General features: G+C 62.5%; 26 protein-coding genes. All 26 read left to right on the forward strand.

Annotated elements, in window-relative coordinates; genetic code table 11:
- Nucleotides 1-164: 164 nt before the first annotated feature.
- The 26 genes from rpsL to secY all read left to right on the forward strand — a co-directional run bounded on the left by rpsL (nucleotide 165) and on the right by secY (nucleotide 16,262).
- Complete coding sequence (rpsL, locus tag ASD76_RS02435) at nucleotides 165-536, forward strand: 30S ribosomal protein S12 (protein WP_055917986.1); 372 nt, start codon at nucleotides 165-167, stop codon at nucleotides 534-536.
- A 74-nt stretch (nucleotides 537-610) separates the two neighbouring features.
- Nucleotides 611-1,081 carry a 30S ribosomal protein S7 gene (gene rpsG / locus ASD76_RS02440; protein ID WP_055917989.1) on the forward strand — a complete coding sequence of 157 codons (471 nt, stop codon included), beginning with the start codon at nucleotides 611-613 and terminating at the stop codon, nucleotides 1,079-1,081.
- Nucleotides 1,082-1,150: 69 nt separating this feature from the next.
- On the forward strand, nucleotides 1,151-3,244 hold the full coding sequence (fusA, locus tag ASD76_RS02445; protein WP_055917992.1) for an elongation factor G: 2,094 nt from the start codon (nucleotides 1,151-1,153) through the stop codon (nucleotides 3,242-3,244).
- 96 nt (nucleotides 3,245-3,340) lie between these two features.
- Nucleotides 3,341-4,516: an elongation factor Tu gene (gene tuf, locus ASD76_RS02450; protein WP_055917995.1), complete on the forward strand. Its 1,176-nt coding sequence runs from the start codon at nucleotides 3,341-3,343 to the stop codon at nucleotides 4,514-4,516.
- 164 nt (nucleotides 4,517-4,680) lie between these two features.
- On the forward strand, nucleotides 4,681-4,992 hold the full coding sequence (rpsJ, locus tag ASD76_RS02455; protein WP_055917998.1) for a 30S ribosomal protein S10: 312 nt from the start codon (nucleotides 4,681-4,683) through the stop codon (nucleotides 4,990-4,992).
- Nucleotides 4,993-5,204: 212 nt separating this feature from the next.
- Complete coding sequence (rplC, locus tag ASD76_RS02460; protein WP_055918001.1) at nucleotides 5,205-6,095, forward strand: 50S ribosomal protein L3; 891 nt, start codon at nucleotides 5,205-5,207, stop codon at nucleotides 6,093-6,095.
- Between the two features lie 3 nt (nucleotides 6,096-6,098).
- Nucleotides 6,099-6,722: a 50S ribosomal protein L4 gene (rplD, locus tag ASD76_RS02465; protein ID WP_055918004.1), complete on the forward strand. Its 624-nt coding sequence runs from the start codon at nucleotides 6,099-6,101 to the stop codon at nucleotides 6,720-6,722.
- Entirely contained in the window at nucleotides 6,715-7,026 is a 312-nt protein-coding gene (locus ASD76_RS02470) for a 50S ribosomal protein L23 (RefSeq protein WP_055918007.1), read from the forward strand. Before rplD ends, ASD76_RS02470 begins: the two co-directional genes overlap by 8 nt.
- 12 nt (nucleotides 7,027-7,038) lie before the next feature.
- On the forward strand, nucleotides 7,039-7,875 hold the full coding sequence (rplB, locus tag ASD76_RS02475) for a 50S ribosomal protein L2 (RefSeq protein ID WP_055918010.1): 837 nt from the start codon (nucleotides 7,039-7,041) through the stop codon (nucleotides 7,873-7,875).
- A gap of 5 nt (nucleotides 7,876-7,880) precedes the next feature.
- Entirely contained in the window at nucleotides 7,881-8,156 is a 276-nt protein-coding gene (rpsS, locus tag ASD76_RS02480) for a 30S ribosomal protein S19 (protein ID WP_055918013.1), read from the forward strand.
- Nucleotides 8,156-8,536 carry a 50S ribosomal protein L22 gene (rplV, locus tag ASD76_RS02485; protein WP_055918016.1) on the forward strand — a complete coding sequence of 127 codons (381 nt, stop codon included), beginning with the start codon at nucleotides 8,156-8,158 and terminating at the stop codon, nucleotides 8,534-8,536. Before rpsS ends, rplV begins: the two co-directional genes overlap by 1 nt.
- 1 nt (nucleotide 8,537) lies before the next feature.
- Nucleotides 8,538-9,233, forward strand: a complete 696-nt coding sequence (rpsC, locus tag ASD76_RS02490) for a 30S ribosomal protein S3 (RefSeq protein ID WP_055918018.1) — start codon at nucleotides 8,538-8,540, stop codon at nucleotides 9,231-9,233.
- A gap of 15 nt (nucleotides 9,234-9,248) precedes the next feature.
- On the forward strand, nucleotides 9,249-9,683 hold the full coding sequence (gene rplP, locus ASD76_RS02495) for a 50S ribosomal protein L16 (protein ID WP_055918024.1): 435 nt from the start codon (nucleotides 9,249-9,251) through the stop codon (nucleotides 9,681-9,683).
- Nucleotides 9,680-9,895 carry a 50S ribosomal protein L29 gene (rpmC, locus tag ASD76_RS02500; RefSeq protein ID WP_055918028.1) on the forward strand — a complete coding sequence of 72 codons (216 nt, stop codon included), beginning with the start codon at nucleotides 9,680-9,682 and terminating at the stop codon, nucleotides 9,893-9,895. Before rplP ends, rpmC begins: the two co-directional genes overlap by 4 nt.
- Before the next feature lie 11 nt (nucleotides 9,896-9,906).
- Nucleotides 9,907-10,197, forward strand: a complete 291-nt coding sequence (gene rpsQ / locus ASD76_RS02505) for a 30S ribosomal protein S17 (RefSeq protein ID WP_055918030.1) — start codon at nucleotides 9,907-9,909, stop codon at nucleotides 10,195-10,197.
- Nucleotides 10,198-10,276: 79 nt separating this feature from the next.
- Complete coding sequence (rplN, locus tag ASD76_RS02510; protein WP_055918032.1) at nucleotides 10,277-10,645, forward strand: 50S ribosomal protein L14; 369 nt, start codon at nucleotides 10,277-10,279, stop codon at nucleotides 10,643-10,645.
- Nucleotides 10,645-10,965 carry a 50S ribosomal protein L24 gene (gene rplX, locus ASD76_RS02515; RefSeq protein ID WP_055918037.1) on the forward strand — a complete coding sequence of 107 codons (321 nt, stop codon included), beginning with the start codon at nucleotides 10,645-10,647 and terminating at the stop codon, nucleotides 10,963-10,965. The genes rplN and rplX overlap by 1 nt, the downstream gene beginning before the upstream one ends.
- Entirely contained in the window at nucleotides 10,958-11,539 is a 582-nt protein-coding gene (gene rplE, locus ASD76_RS02520; protein ID WP_055918041.1) for a 50S ribosomal protein L5, read from the forward strand. The genes rplX and rplE overlap by 8 nt, the downstream gene beginning before the upstream one ends.
- 24 nt (nucleotides 11,540-11,563) lie before the next feature.
- A complete protein-coding gene (gene rpsN, locus ASD76_RS02525; protein WP_055918044.1) occupies nucleotides 11,564-11,869 on the forward strand; it encodes a 30S ribosomal protein S14 in 306 nt (101 codons plus the stop codon).
- A gap of 12 nt (nucleotides 11,870-11,881) precedes the next feature.
- The gene (gene rpsH, locus ASD76_RS02530; RefSeq protein WP_055918047.1) at nucleotides 11,882-12,277 is read left to right on the forward strand and encodes a 30S ribosomal protein S8; all 396 of its coding nucleotides are present in this window, start codon (nucleotides 11,882-11,884) and stop codon (nucleotides 12,275-12,277) included.
- Nucleotides 12,277-12,810, forward strand: a complete 534-nt coding sequence (gene rplF, locus ASD76_RS02535; RefSeq protein ID WP_055918050.1) for a 50S ribosomal protein L6 — start codon at nucleotides 12,277-12,279, stop codon at nucleotides 12,808-12,810. Before rpsH ends, rplF begins: the two co-directional genes overlap by 1 nt.
- 1 nt (nucleotide 12,811) lies before the next feature.
- Complete coding sequence (rplR, locus tag ASD76_RS02540; RefSeq protein WP_055918052.1) at nucleotides 12,812-13,156, forward strand: 50S ribosomal protein L18; 345 nt, start codon at nucleotides 12,812-12,814, stop codon at nucleotides 13,154-13,156.
- 2 nt (nucleotides 13,157-13,158) lie between these two features.
- Nucleotides 13,159-13,884 carry a 30S ribosomal protein S5 gene (rpsE, locus tag ASD76_RS02545; RefSeq protein WP_055922829.1) on the forward strand — a complete coding sequence of 242 codons (726 nt, stop codon included), beginning with the start codon at nucleotides 13,159-13,161 and terminating at the stop codon, nucleotides 13,882-13,884.
- Nucleotides 13,885-13,889: 5 nt separating this feature from the next.
- Nucleotides 13,890-14,066 (forward strand): 50S ribosomal protein L30, encoded by a 177-nt coding sequence (rpmD, locus tag ASD76_RS02550; protein ID WP_055918055.1) that lies wholly within the window; start codon nucleotides 13,890-13,892, stop codon nucleotides 14,064-14,066.
- 184 nt (nucleotides 14,067-14,250) lie between these two features.
- A complete protein-coding gene (rplO, locus tag ASD76_RS02555) occupies nucleotides 14,251-14,781 on the forward strand; it encodes a 50S ribosomal protein L15 (RefSeq protein ID WP_055918058.1) in 531 nt (176 codons plus the stop codon).
- A 116-nt stretch (nucleotides 14,782-14,897) separates the two neighbouring features.
- Nucleotides 14,898-16,262 (forward strand): preprotein translocase subunit SecY, encoded by a 1,365-nt coding sequence (gene secY / locus ASD76_RS02560; protein ID WP_055918061.1) that lies wholly within the window; start codon nucleotides 14,898-14,900, stop codon nucleotides 16,260-16,262.
- Nucleotides 16,263-16,288: the final 26 nt, after the last annotated feature.

Here is a 16,288-nt window from a genome sequence, read left to right on the forward strand (position 1 = left end):
CTCGATGGGCCTGGGTGGAGTGTTTCAGGCTCGCATTGGAAGTCGCGTCGCGGCTTCCTATGTTTCGCAGGATCCCGGCCTTCGCCGGGATGACGACGCGGAACAGGCGAACCTCACATCTTCACCTCGTCCCGGTAGCCCCGATAGAACGGTGAAGAGATTACATGCCGACTATTAACCAGCTGGTCCGCAAGGGCCGGGTCTTGCAGAAGGCCAAGAGCAAGGTTCCCGCGATGGAGCAGAACCCGCAGAAGCGCGGCGTTTGCACTCGCGTGTACACCACGACCCCGAAGAAGCCGAACTCGGCGCTTCGCAAGGTGGCCAAGATCCGTCTGACCAACCAGCGCGAAGTCATCGCCTACATTCCGGGTGAAGGCCACAACCTGCAAGAACACTCCGTGGTCCTGATCCGCGGCGGCCGTGTGCGCGACCTTCCCGGTGTGCGCTACCACGTGCTGCGCGGCGTGCTCGACACACAGGGCGTCAAGGATCGCCGCCAGAGCCGTTCGAAGTACGGCGCTAAGCGTCCGAAGTAAGCGTTCGCGCTTTAGCTGGTTTCGGCCGCGCGCCCCTGGTTGGCTGGTGCGGCCCAAAATAAGGAATTAGTCCGATGTCACGTCGTCGTCGTCCCGAGAAGCGGGAAATTCTGCCGGATCCCAAGTTCGGTGATCTCATCCTGTCGAAGTTCATGAACAACCTCATGCTCGACGGTAAGAAGTCGGTTGCCGAGCGTATCGTTTACGGTGCTCTCGAAACCGTCGAGAACCGTGCCAAGGCCGATCCGGTCGCGCTGTTCCACGATGCGCTGGCGAACGTTTCGCCGCAGGTGGAAGTGCGTTCGCGCCGTGTTGGTGGTGCGACCTACCAGGTTCCGGTCGAAGTCCGTCCGGAGCGTGCCCAGGCGCTCGCCATCCGCTGGCTGATCAACGCGGCCCGTGGCCGTGCGGAAACCACCATGGCTGCCCGTCTCTCGGGCGAGCTGATGGATGCGGCGAACAACCGCGGCAATGCTGTGAAGAAGCGTGAAGACGCGCACCGCATGGCCGACGCCAACCGCGCGTTCTCGCACTACCGCTGGTAATCTTTTTCGGTCCCTGTCCGTGCCGGGCATAGTCGAGGCACGGGCGGGGGGCCCTTCGGAGTAAGTAAAATGGCCCGCAGCCATCCTATCGAGCGCTATCGTAACTTCGGCATCATGGCGCACATCGACGCCGGCAAGACCACGACGACCGAGCGCATCCTCTATTACACCGGCAAGTCCTACAAGATCGGCGAAGTCCATGACGGCGCCGCGACCATGGACTGGATGGAGCAGGAGCAGGAGCGTGGCATCACGATCACCTCCGCCGCGACCACCTGCTTCTGGCAGGCCGAAGACGGCGAGGGCCCCGAGCACCGCCTGAACATCATCGACACCCCCGGACACGTCGACTTCACCATTGAAGTCGAGCGTTCGCTGCGCGTCCTCGACGGTGCGGTTGCCGCTTTCGACGGCGTTGCCGGCGTTGAGCCGCAGTCGGAGACCGTGTGGCGCCAGGCTGAGAAGTATGGCGTGCCGCGGATGTGCTACGTCAACAAGCTCGACCGTACGGGCGCTGACTTCTACTATTGCGTGCAGACGATCATCGATCGCCTGGGCGCTGTCCCGGCGGTGCTTTACCTGCCGATCGGTGCCGAAGGTGACTTCAAGGGCCTGGTCGACCTGGTCAACGACCGTGCGATCATCTGGCAGGACGAGAGCCTGGGCGCGAAGTTCGACTATGTCGAAATTCCGGCCGACCTCGCCGACAAGGCTGCCGAGTACCGCTCGAACCTCATCGAACTCGCCGTCGAACAGGACGACGAGATCATGGAAGCGTACCTCGAGGGTAACGAGCCCGATGTGGCCACGCTGAAAAAGCTGATCCGCAAGGGTACGCTGGCGCAGAAGTTCGTGCCGGTACTGTGCGGCTCGTCGTTCAAGAACAAGGGCGTGCAGACCCTGCTCGACGCGGTTGTCGACTACCTGCCGAGCCCGGTCGACGTTCCGGCGATCAAGGGCGTGAAGCCCGACAGCGACGAAGAAGACAGCCGTCCGTCGAGCGACGACGCGCCGTTCGCTTCGCTGGCGTTCAAGATCATGAACGACCCGTTCGTCGGCTCGCTGACCTTCACGCGCATCTACTCGGGCCGCTTGTCCAAGGGTTCGTACCTGAACTCGGTCAAGGACAAGAAAGAGAAGATCGGCCGCATGCTGCTGATGCACTCCAACAACCGTGAAGACATCGATGAAGCCTTCGCGGGCGACATCGTGGCGCTGGCCGGTCTGAAGGAAACCACCACCGGCGATACGCTGTGCGATTCCGCGCACCCGATCATCCTCGAGCGGATGGAATTCCCCGAGCCGGTTATCGAGCTGTCGGTGGAACCGAAGACCAAGGCCGACCAGGAAAAGATGGGCCTCGCCCTCTCGCGCCTGGCTGCCGAGGATCCCTCGTTCCGCGTTTCGACCGACCACGAATCGGGCCAGACGATCATCAAGGGCATGGGCGAGCTTCACCTCGACATTCTCGTCGATCGCATGAAGCGCGAGTTCAAGGTCGAGGCCAACGTCGGCGCGCCACAGGTGGCGTACCGTGAGTACCTCGCGAAGCCGGTCGACATTACCTACACCCACAAGAAGCAGTCGGGTGGTTCGGGTCAGTTCGGCGAGGTCAAGGTCAAGCTCACCCCCGGTGAGCGCGGCCAGGGCATCAACTTCATCGACAACATCAAGGGCGGTAATATTCCTCGCGAATATATCCCGTCGGTCGAGAAGGGCATGCGCGAGACGGCTGCAACCGGTTCGCTCATCGGCTTCCCGATCATCGATTTCGATATCGAGCTGCTCGACGGTAAGTACCACGACGTCGACTCGTCGGCCCTGGCCTTCGAAATCGCCGGTCGCGGTGCGATGCGCGAAGCTGCCCAGAAGGCAGGCATCAAGCTGCTCGAGCCGATCATGAAGGTCGAAGTCGTCACCCCTGACGAATACATGGGCGACGTGATCGGCGACCTTAACTCCCGCCGTGGTCAGATCCAGGGCACCGACTCGCGCGGCAACGCGCAAGCCGTGGAGGCGATCGTGCCGCTCGCCAACATGTTCGGCTACGTAAACGAGCTCCGCTCGTTCACGCAGGGCCGCGCCCAGTACACGATGCAATTCTCGCATTATGACGAGGTGCCGGCGAACGTCGCAGCAGAGGTCAAGGAGAAGCTTGCCTAAGCCAGGCACAGCGTTTAGGGGCGGCGCCTGATCTAAGGGGCGCCCGTCCCGTTCTCCGTCAGAATTCCAAATTCGAAGAACAGAAGGTTATAGGAAATGGCCAAGGAAAAGTTCCAGCGGAACAAGCCGCACTGCAACATCGGTACCATCGGTCACGTCGACCATGGCAAGACCACGCTTACCGCGGCAATCACCAAGGTGCAGGGCGCGCCGGTTGACTTCTCGAACATCGACAAGGCACCGGAAGAGCGTGAGCGCGGCATCACCATCTCGACGGCTCACGTTGAGTACGAGACCGACGCGCGTCACTACGCTCACGTCGACTGCCCGGGTCACGCCGACTACGTGAAGAACATGATCACCGGTGCGGCGCAGATGGACGGCGCCATCCTGGTGGTGAACGCTGCCGACGGCCCGATGCCGCAGACCCGCGAGCACATCCTGCTCGCTCGTCAGGTCGGTGTGCCGGCTCTGGTCGTGTACATGAACAAGGTCGACCAGGTTGACGACGCCGAGATCCTCGAGCTCGTCGAACTGGAAGTCCGCGAGCTGCTCTCGAGCTACAACTTCGACGGCGACAACATTCCGATCATCAAGGGTTCGGCTCTGGCCGCTCTTGAAGGCCGTGATGACGAAATCGGCAAGAACTCGATCATCGAGCTCATGAAGGCCGTTGACGAGCACATCCCGCAGCCGCCGCGTCCGACCGACAAGCCGTTCCTGATGCCGATCGAAGACGTGTTCTCGATCTCGGGCCGCGGCACCGTGGTGACCGGCCGTATCGAGACCGGCATCGTCAAGGTTGGCGACGAAGTCGAGATCGTGGGTATCCGCGACACGCAGAAGACCATCGTCACCGGCGTGGAAATGTTCCGCAAGCTGCTCGACAGCGGTGAAGCTGGCGACAACGTCGGCGCGCTTCTCCGTGGTACGGGTCGTGACGACGTTGAGCGTGGTCAGGTTCTGGCCAAGCCGGGTTCGGTCAATCCGCACACCGAGTTCAGCGCCGAAGTCTACGTGCTGTCGAAGGACGAAGGTGGCCGTCACACGCCGTTCTTCGCCAACTACCGCCCGCAGTTCTACTTCCGCACCACCGACGTGACTGGCGAAGTGATCCTCCCTGAGGGCACCGAGATGGTCATGCCGGGCGACAACGTCACGATCGGCGTCAAGCTGATCGCTCCGATCGCGATGGATGAGGGTCTTCGCTTCGCAATTCGCGAAGGCGGCCGCACCGTCGGTTCGGGGGTTGTCAGCAAGATCACGAAGTAATATAGGCGCCGCTCCGGGCGGGTCCCAAGGGATTCGCCCGGTCGGTATTCATGGGGGCCGCCCCTTCCCAGGACTTGCATCGCAAGGCTGGTGAGGCGGGGCGGTCTCTTGTTTTTTGGTGGCCCCCCAGGATCACCTTGGCTCTTTCGCATCGGTAGTAGGACATGGAAGCTCAGAATATCCGCATTCGTCTCAAGGCCTTCGATCACCGCGTGCTCGATCAGGCGACCGGAGAGATTGCAGATACCGCCCGCCGCACCGGCGCGCTCATCCGGGGCCCCATTCCCCTGCCGACGCGCATCGAGAAGTTCACCGTGAACCGCGGTCCGCACGTCGACAAGAAGTCGCGCGAGCAGTTCGAGGTCCGGACCTACAAGCGGCTGCTCGACATCGTGCAGCCCAACGCCGCGACGGTTGATGCGCTGATGAAGCTCGACCTGGCTGCTGGCGTAAACGTTGAGATCAAGCTGGCCTAAGCCAGTATGCCCCCGCCCAGGCGGGGGTGCTTGATCGGTCGGCCAAATGGCTTGCTGATCTAGACTTAGGGATACCGCCGGCAATCTGCCGGGCCGCGTCCCCCGTCTCGCCTCCCTCGGGAGGCACTCAGCCCGGACGGGGCGATGCACGACAATTTGGGCTGACAAGCCTGTCGGATGGTCCGGCAGGCCTCTGTTGAAGGAGCTGGATCATGCGCACTGGCGTGATCGCAAAGAAAGTCGGGATGACCCGCCTGTTCCAGGAGGACGGCCGCCATGTGCCCGTCACCGTCCTGGCGCTGGAGGATTGTCAGGTTGTTTCCCATCGTACGTCGGAGCGTGACGGTTACGTCGCTCTCCAGGTCGGTTCGGGAGAGGCCAAGCAGAAGAACGTTGCCAAGCCGCAGCGCGAACATTTCGCCAAGGCTCAGGTTCCGCTCAAGAAGAAGGTCGCTGAATTCCGTCTCGACAATGAGGACGCGCTCCTCCCGGTCGGCGCGACGATCAGCGCAGAGCATTTCGTTGCCGGTCAGATGGTCGATGTCTCGGGTCACACCCAGGGTAAGGGCTTCCAGGGCGGCATGAAGCGCTGGGGTTTCGGCGGTATGCGCGCCACCCACGGTGTCTCGATCTCGCACCGTGCACTCGGTTCGACTGGTCAGCGCCAGGATCCGGGCAAGGTCTTCAAGAACAAGAAGATGGCCGGCCACATGGGTGACAAGCAGCGCACCCAGCAGAACCTCGAAGTCGTCCGAACCGACGCGGTCCGTGGCCTGATCTTCGTCAAGGGCTCCGTCCCTGGCGCGAAGAACGGTTGGCTGCTGGTCCGTGACGCGGTCAAGCTTCCGGTTCCCGAAGGCGCGCCGTTCCCAGGCGCCATCCTGGAAAAGACGAGCTCGCTCCCTGAGCATGCAGAAGCTCCGGCCGGCATGGTCGAAGCAGCTGCCGAGCACGAAATCGACACCGGCCCGACCGCCGAGGAAGCCGCCGCTCTGCTCGCCGAGCAGCATGCGGGTGCCGCGACCGACGCTGAACAGGCTGTGGAACAGAACAACGAAGCCGAGGGCAATGCGCCCGAAGCTGACGCAGGCAAGGAGGGCTGATCCGTGAAGGTTAAGGTTCAGCAACTCGACGGCAAGGCCGCCGGCGACATCGAACTTAACGATGCCGTCTTCGGTGTGGAGCCGCGCGCAGACATTCTGCATCGCGTCGTCACCTGGCAGCTCGAGAATCGTCGCGGCACTGCCCGCCCGACCCGTGAGCGTTCGGACGTTGCACGCACCGGCAAGAAGTGGGGTCGCCAGAAGGGCGGCGGCACGGCTCGTCACGGTGACCGCAGCGCCCCGATCTTCATCGGCGGTGGTAAGGCTCACGGTGCGCGCAAGCGTGACTTCGAGCAGTCGCTCAACAAGAAGGTCCGTGCACTCGGTCTGAAGATGGCTCTTTCGGCCAAGGCGAAGGACGGCCTCGTTGTCGTCGACAGCCTCGAGCTCAAGGACGCCAAGACCAAGGCGCTCAAGGGTACCTTCGACAAGGCCGGCTGGAACGGCAAGGTCCTGGTGATCGATGGTGACTCGGTGAACGACGGTTTCCGTCTGGCCGCCGGCAACCTTCCGGGCGTGAACGTGCTCCCGGCCATCGGCGCCAACGTCTATGACATCCTGAAGCATGACACGCTGGTGCTGACGCGCTCCGCTGTCGAAAAGCTGGAGGCGCGGTTCAATGGCTAAGAAGCAGGAAGTGGATGCGCGTCACTACGACGTCATCCTCAGCCCCCACATCACCGAGAAGTCGACGCTGCTCTCCGAGCATAACGCGATCGTCTTCAAGGTCGCCAAGACCGCGAGCAAGCCGCAGGTCAAGGAGGCTGTCGAGGCGCTTTACGACCGCAAGGTCGCAGGCGTGAACATCATTGTCCAAAAGGGCAAGACCAAGCGCTGGAAGGGGCAACCCTACAAGCGCACCGATGTGAAGAAGGCGATCGTGACCCTGGCTGAAGGCCAGGAGCCGATCGACATCACCAGCGGTATCTGAGGCTAGAACAAGATGGCACTCAAGAACTATAACCCGACCAGCCCCGCACGCCGCGGCCTGATCCTGGTCGACCGCTCGGCGCTCTATAAGGGCAAGCCGGTCAAGGCGCTTACCGAAGGCAAGCGCAAGACCGGTGGCCGTAACAACAAGGGTCACGTGACCTCGCGCGGTATCGCCGGCGGCCACAAGCAGAAGTACCGCTTCATCGACTTCAAGCGTCGCAAGTGGGACATGGCTGCTACGGTCGAGCGGATCGAATACGATCCCAACCGGACCGCGTTCATCGCCCTCATCAAGTATGAGGACGGCGAACTGGCCTACATCCTCGCCCCGAACCGTCTCGCCCCCGGCGATCAGGTCATCGCGGGTGAGCGCGTGGACACCAAGGTCGGCAACGCGATGCTTCTCGGCCAGATGCCGGTCGGCACGATCTGCCACAACGTCGAGATGAAGCCGGGCAAGGGTGGCCAGATCGCCCGTTCGGCCGGGACTTACGTCCAGCTCGTTGGCCGCGACCGCGGCATGGTGATCGTCCGCCTGAACTCGGGCGAACAGCGTTACCTGCGTGCAGACTGCATGGGTACGGTTGGCGCGGTTTCGAACCCCGACAACTCCAACCAGAACTTCGCCAAGGCTGGCCGCAAGCGCTGGATGGGCGTGCGTCCGCTGACGCGCGGTGTCGCGAAGAACCCGGTCGACCACCCGCACGGTGGTGGTGAAGGCCGGACCTCTGGTGGTCGCCATCCGGTGACCCCGTGGGGCAAGCCGACGAAGGGTGCCCGCACTCGTCATAACAAGCAGACGGACAAGATGATCATCCGTTCGCGCCACGCTAAGAAGAAGAGGTAAGCGACATGGCTCGTTCCGTCTGGAAAGGTCCGTTCGTCGAACTGCAGCTGCTGAAGAAGGCAGAAGAGGCTCAGGACAAGGGTGCGCGCGCGCCGATCAAGACCTGGTCGCGCCGCAGCACGATCCTGCCGCAGTTCGTCGGCCTGACCTTCAACGTCTACAATGGACAGAAGTTCATCCCCGTGTCCGTCAACGAGGACATGGTTGGCCACAAGCTCGGAGAGTTTTCGCCCACGCGCAACTTCCCCGGCCACGCTGGCGACAAGAAGGGTAAGCGCTGATGAGCAAGCAGAAAGCTCCCCGCCGCGTAGCCGAGAACGAGGCGCTGGCTGTTGGCACCACCATTCGTGGTTCCGCCCAGAAGCTCAACCTCGTCGCTGCGCTGATCCGTGGCCGCAAGGCCGAAGAGGCGCTGAACATCCTCAGCTTCTCGACCAAGGCGATGGCTGTTGACGCCCGCAAGGTGCTCGCCAGCGCGATCGCCAATGCGGAGAACAACCACAACCTCGACGTCGACGCCCTCGTCGTTGCCGAGGCCAGCGTTGGCAAGTCGATCACCATGAAGCGTTTCGCAACGCGCGGCCGTGGCAAGTCCACGCGCATCCTCAAGCCCTTCAGCCGGCTGCGGATCGTCGTGCGCGAGCAGGAAGAAGAGGCTTAAGATGGGTCAGAAGAGCAATCCGATCGGCCTGCGCCTGCAGATCAACCGTACCTGGGACAGCCGGTGGTACGCCGAAGGGCGCAACTACAGCCAGCTGCTCAAGGAAGACATTGAGCTGCGCAAGTACATCATCGCGACCCTGCCGCAGGCAGCGATCTCGAAGGTGGTGATCGAGCGTCCGGCCAAGCTGTGCCGCATCTCGATCTACGCTGCGCGTCCCGGTGTCATCATCGGCAAGAAGGGCGCGGACATCGAAAAGCTTCGTTCGAAGCTGGCCACGATGACCAACAGCGAAGTGAAGCTGAACATCGTCGAGATCCGCAAGCCGGAAATCGACGCCAAGCTCGTCGCTCAGGGTGTCGCCGACCAGCTGGTTCGCCGCGTGGCTTTCCGCCGTGCGATGAAGCGCGCTGTTCAGTCGGCTCTGCGTCTCGGCGCAGAGGGCATTCGTATCACTTGCGCTGGACGTCTCGGCGGTGCCGAAATCGCCCGCGTCGAGTGGTATCGCGAAGGCCGTGTGCCGTTGCACACGCTGCGTGCGAACGTCGACTATGCCGAAGCTGAGGCACTCACCGCCTACGGGATCATCGGCATCAAGTGCTGGATCTTCAAGGGCGAGATCCTCGGCCATGATCCGATGGCGCAGGACCGGCTGATGATGGAGGCTCAAACCTCCGGCGTCCGCCCGGCCCGTTGAGCTGAGTAACAGACCATGTTGCAACCTAGAAAAACCAAGTACCGCAAGGCCTTCAAGGGCCGCATCAGCGGCGACGCGAAGGGCGGCACGGCGCTCAACTTCGGCTCGTACGGCCTCAAGGCCATGGAACCGGAGCGGATCACCGCGCGCCAGATCGAAGCGGCTCGCCGCGCGATCACTCGCCACATCAAGCGCCAGGGCCGTCTTTGGATCCGCGTGTTCCCCGACGTTCCGGTGTCGAAGAAGCCGGCCGAAGTCCGTCAGGGTAAGGGCAAGGGTGCCATCGAATATTGGGCTGCTCGCGTTAAGCCGGGCCGCATCCTGTTCGAACTCGACGGCGTTCCCGGCCCGCTCGCTGCTGAAGCGTTCGAGCGTGCGGCGATGAAGCTGCCGATCAAGACCAAGGTTGTTGCCCGTCTCGGCGACAGCTCGCACCTGGGAGGCGAATGATGGCCCAGAAGAAATTCGAGGACCTGCGCACCAAGACCGACGATCAGCTGGCTGACCAGCTCGTCGAGCTGAAGCGCGAGCAGTTCAACCTGCGTTTCCAGTCCGCGACTAACCAGCTCGAACGCCCTGCGCGGATAAAGGAAGTCCGCCGTGCGATCGCGCAGATCAAGACCCTGCAGACCGAGCGTTCGCGCCCGGCCGTGAAGGCGTAAGGAGCTAGACGATGCCGAAACGCATCCTTATCGGGACCGTCGTCTCCGACAAGACCGACAAGACCGTGACCGTGAAGGTCGAGCGCAAGGAAAAGCACCCGCTTTACGGGAAGATTATCCGCCGCTCGAAGAAGTATCACGCTCACGACGAAGCGAATGAATACAAGCCCGGCGACACCGTCCGTATCGAGGAGACGCGTCCGATCTCCAAGACCAAGACGTGGCGCGTGCTCGATCGTGTCCAGGCCGGCAAGGGCGTGGCGATCGAGGCCGACCTCGAGGTCGAAGCCGCGGGCAACTGAGTTAAGCCCCGCTTCGGCGGGGACAGGATTTGGAACTGCCGGACTCGTTCCGGCAAGCCATTGAGAAGGAACCGGATCGATGATCCAGATGCAGTCCAATCTCGACGTCGCGGACAACAGCGGCGCTAAGCGCGTCCAGTGCATTAAGGTGCTGGGCGGGTCGAAGCGTCGTACCGCTGGCGTCGGCGACGTGATCGTCGTCTCCGTCAAGGAGGCGCAGCCACGTGCTCGCGTGAAAAAGGGTGACGTTCACCGTGCGGTGATCGTGCGTACCCGTAAGGACGTTCGCCGTCCCGACGGTAGCGTGATCCGCTTCGACAGCAACGCCGCGGTTCTCGTGAACAAGAACGAGGAGCCGATCGGCACCCGTATCTTCGGACCGGTCGTGCGCGAGCTGCGCTCGAAGGGTTTCATGAAGATCATCTCGCTTGCTCCGGAGGTGCTGTAATGAGCGCTGCAAAGATCAAGAAGGGTGACCAGGTCGTAGTCCTGTCCGGCAAGGACAAGGGCCGCACCGGTACCGTAAGCAAGGTTCTGCCCAAGGACGGCAAGGTCGTGGTCGATGGCGTCAATGTCGCCGTCCGTCACCGCAAGCCGAGCCAGGCGAACCCGCAGGGCGGCATCGACCGCTCGCCCGCTCCGATGGCGATCAGCAAGGTCGCCGTGGCCGATCCCAAGGATGGCAAGCCCACCCGCGTCCGCTTCGAAGAGCGTGACGGAAAGAAGGTGCGCGTCGCCGTCAAGTCGGGGGAAAAGATCGATGGCTGACAAGTACACTCCGCGCCTCAAGAAGGCTTACGAGGATCGCATCGCCAAGGCGATGACCGAGAAGTTCGGCTACACCAACGCGCTTCAAGTTCCGAAGCTGGAGAAAGTCACGCTCAACATGGGCGTTGGCGAAGCCAGCCAGGACAAGAAGAAGGTCCAGGTTGCAGCTGAAGAAATGGAGCTGATCGCCGGTCAGAAGCCGGTAATCACCAAGGCGAAGAAGTCGATCGCGCAGTTCAAGCTGCGTGAAGGCATGCCGATTGGTTGCAAGGTTACCCTGCGCAGCGATCGCATGTTCGAGTTCGTCGACCGTCTGGTGACCATCGCGATGCCCCGCATCCGCGACTTCCGTGGTCTGAACCCGAAGTCGTTCGATGGTCGTGGCAACTACGCGATGGGTCTCAAGGAACAGATCGTGTTCCCCGAGATCAGCTACGACAAGATTGAGAAGGTGCGTGGCATGGACATCATCGTCACCACCACCGCTAACACCGATGAGGAAGCCCGTGAGCTGCTCCGCCTCTTCGGTTTCCCGTTCCCGGCCGAGCAGGCTGAAGAGAAGGAGGCGGCGTAAGCCGCCTCAGGAGAGCTTAAGTCCATGGCGAAACTGAGTTCGATCAACAAGAACGAGCGTCGTAAGAAGCTCGTTAAGAAGTACGCGGCGAAGTACGCGAAGCTGAAGGCTATTGCCGATGACGAATCGCTAGATGATGGCGAACGTCTGATCGCGCGCCTGAAGCTCGCGGAGGTTCCGCGTAACGGCAACCCGACGCGTGTGCGCAACCGCTGCAACACCACCGGCCGCCCCCGCGGCGTTTATCGCAAGTTCGGCCTCAACAGGATCGAGATCCGGAATCTGGGCAACAAGGGCCTGATTCCCGGTCTGACCAAGTCGAGCTGGTGAGGATCTGACGAAATGGCATTGACCGATCCCCTGGGTGATATGCTCACCCGTATCCGCAACGGCCAGCAGGCGAAGAAGGACACCGTCCTTTCGCCGGCGTCCAAGCTGCGTGCCAACGTTCTGGAAGTGCTCCAGCGCGAAGGCTACATCCGCGGCTATTCCGAGGACACCACCGGCAAGCACCCGGCGCTGCGGATTGAACTGAAGTACTTCGAAGGCGAACCGGCGATCAAGCACGTGTCTCGCGTTTCGAAGCCTGGCCGCCGCGTCTACTCGGGCAGCAAAGAGCTTCCGACCGTGCGCAACGGCCTTGGCATCACCATCGTCTCGACGCCGCGCGGCGTGCTCTCGGATGCCGAAGCACGCGCCCAGAACGTCGGCGGCGAAGTGCTGGCGGAGGTGTTCTGATGAGCCGCATCGGCAAAAAGCCGGTAGCGATCCCGAGCGGGGTCACTGCCGCGATCGAGAACGGATCGCTCAACGTGAAGGGCCCGAAGGGCACGCTCGCGCTGGGACTGTCCGAGCTCGTCAGCTACAAGCTGGAAGACGGTTCGATTGCGATCCAGCCGGCCAATGACTCCAAGGCTGCCCGCAGCCACTGGGGCATGCAGCGCACGCTGGTGTCGAACCTGGTCGATGGCGTCACCTCGGGTTTCTCCAAGGTGCTCGAGATCACCGGTGTTGGTTATCGTGCTGCGGCGCAGGGCAACAAGCTCAAGCTGCAGCTCGGCTACAGCCATGACGTTGAGCTCGACATTCCGGCTGGCCTGGAGGTGAAGACCCCGGACCAGACGACCATCGAAATCAGCGGTATCGACAAGCAGGCCGTTGGCCAGTTCGCCGCCGAAGTCCGCCGCTGGCGGAAGCCTGAGCCCTACAAGGGCAAGGGCATCAAGTATCGCGGCGAGTACATCTTCCGCAAGGAAGGGAAGAAGAAGTAAGATGGCAAAGCTATCCCTGTTCGAACGCCGCCGTCGCCGGGTCCGTACTGCGCTTCGTAAGCGCTCGGGCCTCCGTCCGCGGCTCTCGGTCCACCGCACGGGCCGGCACATCTACGCGCAGATCATCGACGACGCAGAGGGCCGCACCGTGGCCGCTGCTTCGACGCTGGGCGCGAAGGCAGCCGGTGCCAATGTCGATGCCGCCATCCAGGTGGGCAAGGACATTGCCGCGGCTGCCAAGAAGGCAGGCGTGACTACTGTCGTGTTCGATCGCGGCGGTTACCTGTTCCATGGTCGCGTCAAGGCGCTGGCCGATGCCGCCCGCGAAGGCGGGCTGGAGTTCTGATGATGGCTGACGAGACCAACCAGGAAAACACGGCGGTTGAAACCGTCGAGGCCGTAGAGGCCACCACCAGTGCTCCCGAACAGCGCGAAGGTCGGGGCCGTGGCGGCCGCGGCGGACGTGATCGGGGCGGTGACCGTGATGGCGGCCGTGGCCGTGGTCGTGGCCGTCGTGACGAACGTCGCGAGGAAGAAGGCGACGAGCTGATCGAGAAGCTGGTCCACATCAACCGCGTGTCGAAGACCGTTAAGGGCGGCAAGCGCTTCGGTTTCGCAGCGCTGGTCGTGGTCGGTGACGGCAAGGGCCGCGTGGGCTTCGGCCACGGCAAGGCTCGCGAAGTGCCGGAAGCGATCACCAAGGCGACTGCCGCTGCCAAGAAGAAGATGATCCGCGTTCCCCTCAAGGAAGGCCGCACGCTGCATCACGACGGTCTGGGCAAGTTCGGCGCCGGTCACGTGAATGTCCGTTCGGCTCCGGCCGGTACCGGCATCATCGCCGGCGGCCCGATGCGCGCCGTCTTCGAAAGCCTGGGCGTTGCCGACGTCGTCACCAAGTCGATCGGCACTTCCAACCCCTACAACATGATCCGCGCCACTTTCGACGCGCTGGCCACCCAGACTTCGCCGAAGTCGGTTGCTCAGCGTCGTGGCAAGAAGGTCGCCGACCTGCTGGGTCGCGGCGGCGCGAGCGAAGCTGAGGCGGAAGCCGAAGCTGCTGCGATCGCGGAGTAAGAACGATGGCGAAGATCAAGATCAAGCAGATCGGTTCGCCGATCCGTCGGCCGGAATCGCAGAAGCAGACGCTCATCGGCCTCGGCCTGGGCAAGATGCATCGCGTGGTGGAGCTCGAGGATACCCCCGAGGTCCGCGGTGCGATCGCCAAGCTGCCGCACATGGTCGAAGTGATCGGCTAAGCCGGTCGCCAACGAACAACACGAAGGCCCTGGCAGTGATGCCGGGGCCTTTTTGTATCAGCGGTTCCTCTTGGGTCGTTCGCGGAGGTCGCGGACCGTCTCAGAGGGGTGACAAAGCGGGCAGCCTCGGCTAGGGGCGCCGCTTCCCATCAGCGCGAATCAAGCGAAAGCGAGTGCAAACGACATGAAACTTAACGACATCCGCGACAATCCCGGCGCCCGCAAGGAACGCATGCGCGTCGGCCGTGGCATCGGCTCGGGCAAGGGCAAGACCGGCGGCCGAGGCCAGAAGGGCCAGAAGAGCCGTTCGGGCGTCTCGATCAAGGGCTTCGAAGGCGGCCAGATGCCGCTGCACATGCGTCTGCCTAAGCGCGGCTTCAACAACCCGTTCGGCAAGGACTATGCTGAGGTCAACATCGGCCAGATCCAGAAGCTGGTCGAAGCCGGCAAGCTCGACGCCAAGAAGGTCATCGACCATGAGGCGCTCCAGGCTGCTGGCGTGGCTCGTGGCGGCAAGGACGGCGTGCGTCTGCTCGGCAAGGGCGAGATCAGCACCAAGCTCCAGTTCAAGGTCAACGGCGTTTCCAAGGGCGCCCAGGCTGCGGTTGAGAAGGCCGGCGGTTCGGTCGAAGTGATCGTGGCCAAGGATCCCGCGGCGCTGGCAGCGGCGAAAAAGGGCACCGTCAAGGCTGCCAAGAAGGCTGCCGCCAAATAATCCAGTAGGAATTGCCGGATGGGGGTTCTTGCATCCTCATCCGGCACCTATATGGGCTGACCTGAAGAGGGGGCCCGGGCAACTTTCGCCCAGCCAGGCAAGGCATTTTAAGACTCATGGCATCACGCGCGGACAATATCGCGAGCAATCTCAGTCTCGCCAATTTCTCCAAGGCAACTGAGCTCAAGCAGCGCATCTGGTTTACGATCGGTGCGCTGATCGTGTTCCGGTTCCTCAGCTTCGTCCCGCTTCCGGGTGTGAACCCGCTGATCCTGGAGTCGCTCTACGACCAGACGCGGGGTGGTATCCTCGATCTGTTCAACACTTTCTCAGGCGGCAGCCTTGAGCGCATGAGTCTCATCGCGCTCGGCGTCATGCCCTACATTACCGCATCCATCGTGGTGCAGCTTGCGGCTGCCCTGCATCCCTCGCTGGTAGCTCTCAAGAAAGAGGGCGAGGCAGGACGCAAGAAGCTCAACCAGTACACCCGTTACGGCGCGGTGTTCCTCTGCGCTATCCAGGGCTGGTTCCTCGCGGCGGGCCTTGAGGCTTACGGCGCGCAGAGCGGCCTTCAGGCGGTGGTCAACCCCGGCATGATGTTCCGCGTCGTTGCGGTCATCAACCTCGTCGGCGGGACCATGTTCCTTCTCTGGCTGGGTGAGCAGATCACTAGCCGGGGTATCGGCAATGGCGTGTCGCTGATCATCATGGCCGGCATCGTCGCCCAGTTCCCGACCTTTATTGCCAACCTTTTCGAAGGCGGCCGCACGGGCTCGATCAACGTTTTCGTGATCGTCGGCCTGGTGGTGATGATCGTGGGCCTGGTGCTAGCGATCTGCTTCATGGAGAGGGCGCAGCGACGATTGCTAGTGCAATATCCCAAGCGAGCGAGCGCTCGCGGGATGATGCAGGCCGATCGCAGCCACTTGCCGCTCAAGCTCAACACCGCGGGCGTGATCCCGCCGATCTTCGCCAGTTCGTTGCTGCTGCTGCCGCTGACGATCAGCCAGTTTGCTGGCAACTCGGTCAGCACGGGGAGCGCGTTCTACGGCGTGATCCAGACGCTGAACCAGTACCTTCAGCATGGGCAGCCGCTCTATCTGGCGTTCTATGCCACGGGCATCATCTTCTTCTGCTTCTTCTACACGGCCGTCGTGTTCAATCCGGAAGAGACGGCGGAGAACCTGAAGAAGAATGGCGGCTTCATCCCCGGCATTCGACCGGGCAAGCGAACCGCGGAATACCTCGACTACGTGCTGACTCGCATCACGGTGATCGGCGCGATCTACCTGACGGTGGTCTGCGTGCTGCCGGAGTACATGATCGCGCAGACGGGCATTCCGCTGTTCCTCGGCGGAACCAGCCTGCTGATCGTGGTGAACGTCACGGTCGATACGATCAGCCAGATCCAGTCGCACTTGCTTGCGCACCAGTACGGTGACCTTATCAAGAAGGCGAAGCTGAAGGGCCGGCTGCGTTAAGCAGCCGGAGGCTTCGGAACTGGCGG

The organism is Altererythrobacter sp. Root672 (assembly GCF_001427865.1).
In the GTDB taxonomy this organism is placed as follows: domain Bacteria; phylum Pseudomonadota; class Alphaproteobacteria; order Sphingomonadales; family Sphingomonadaceae; genus Croceibacterium_A.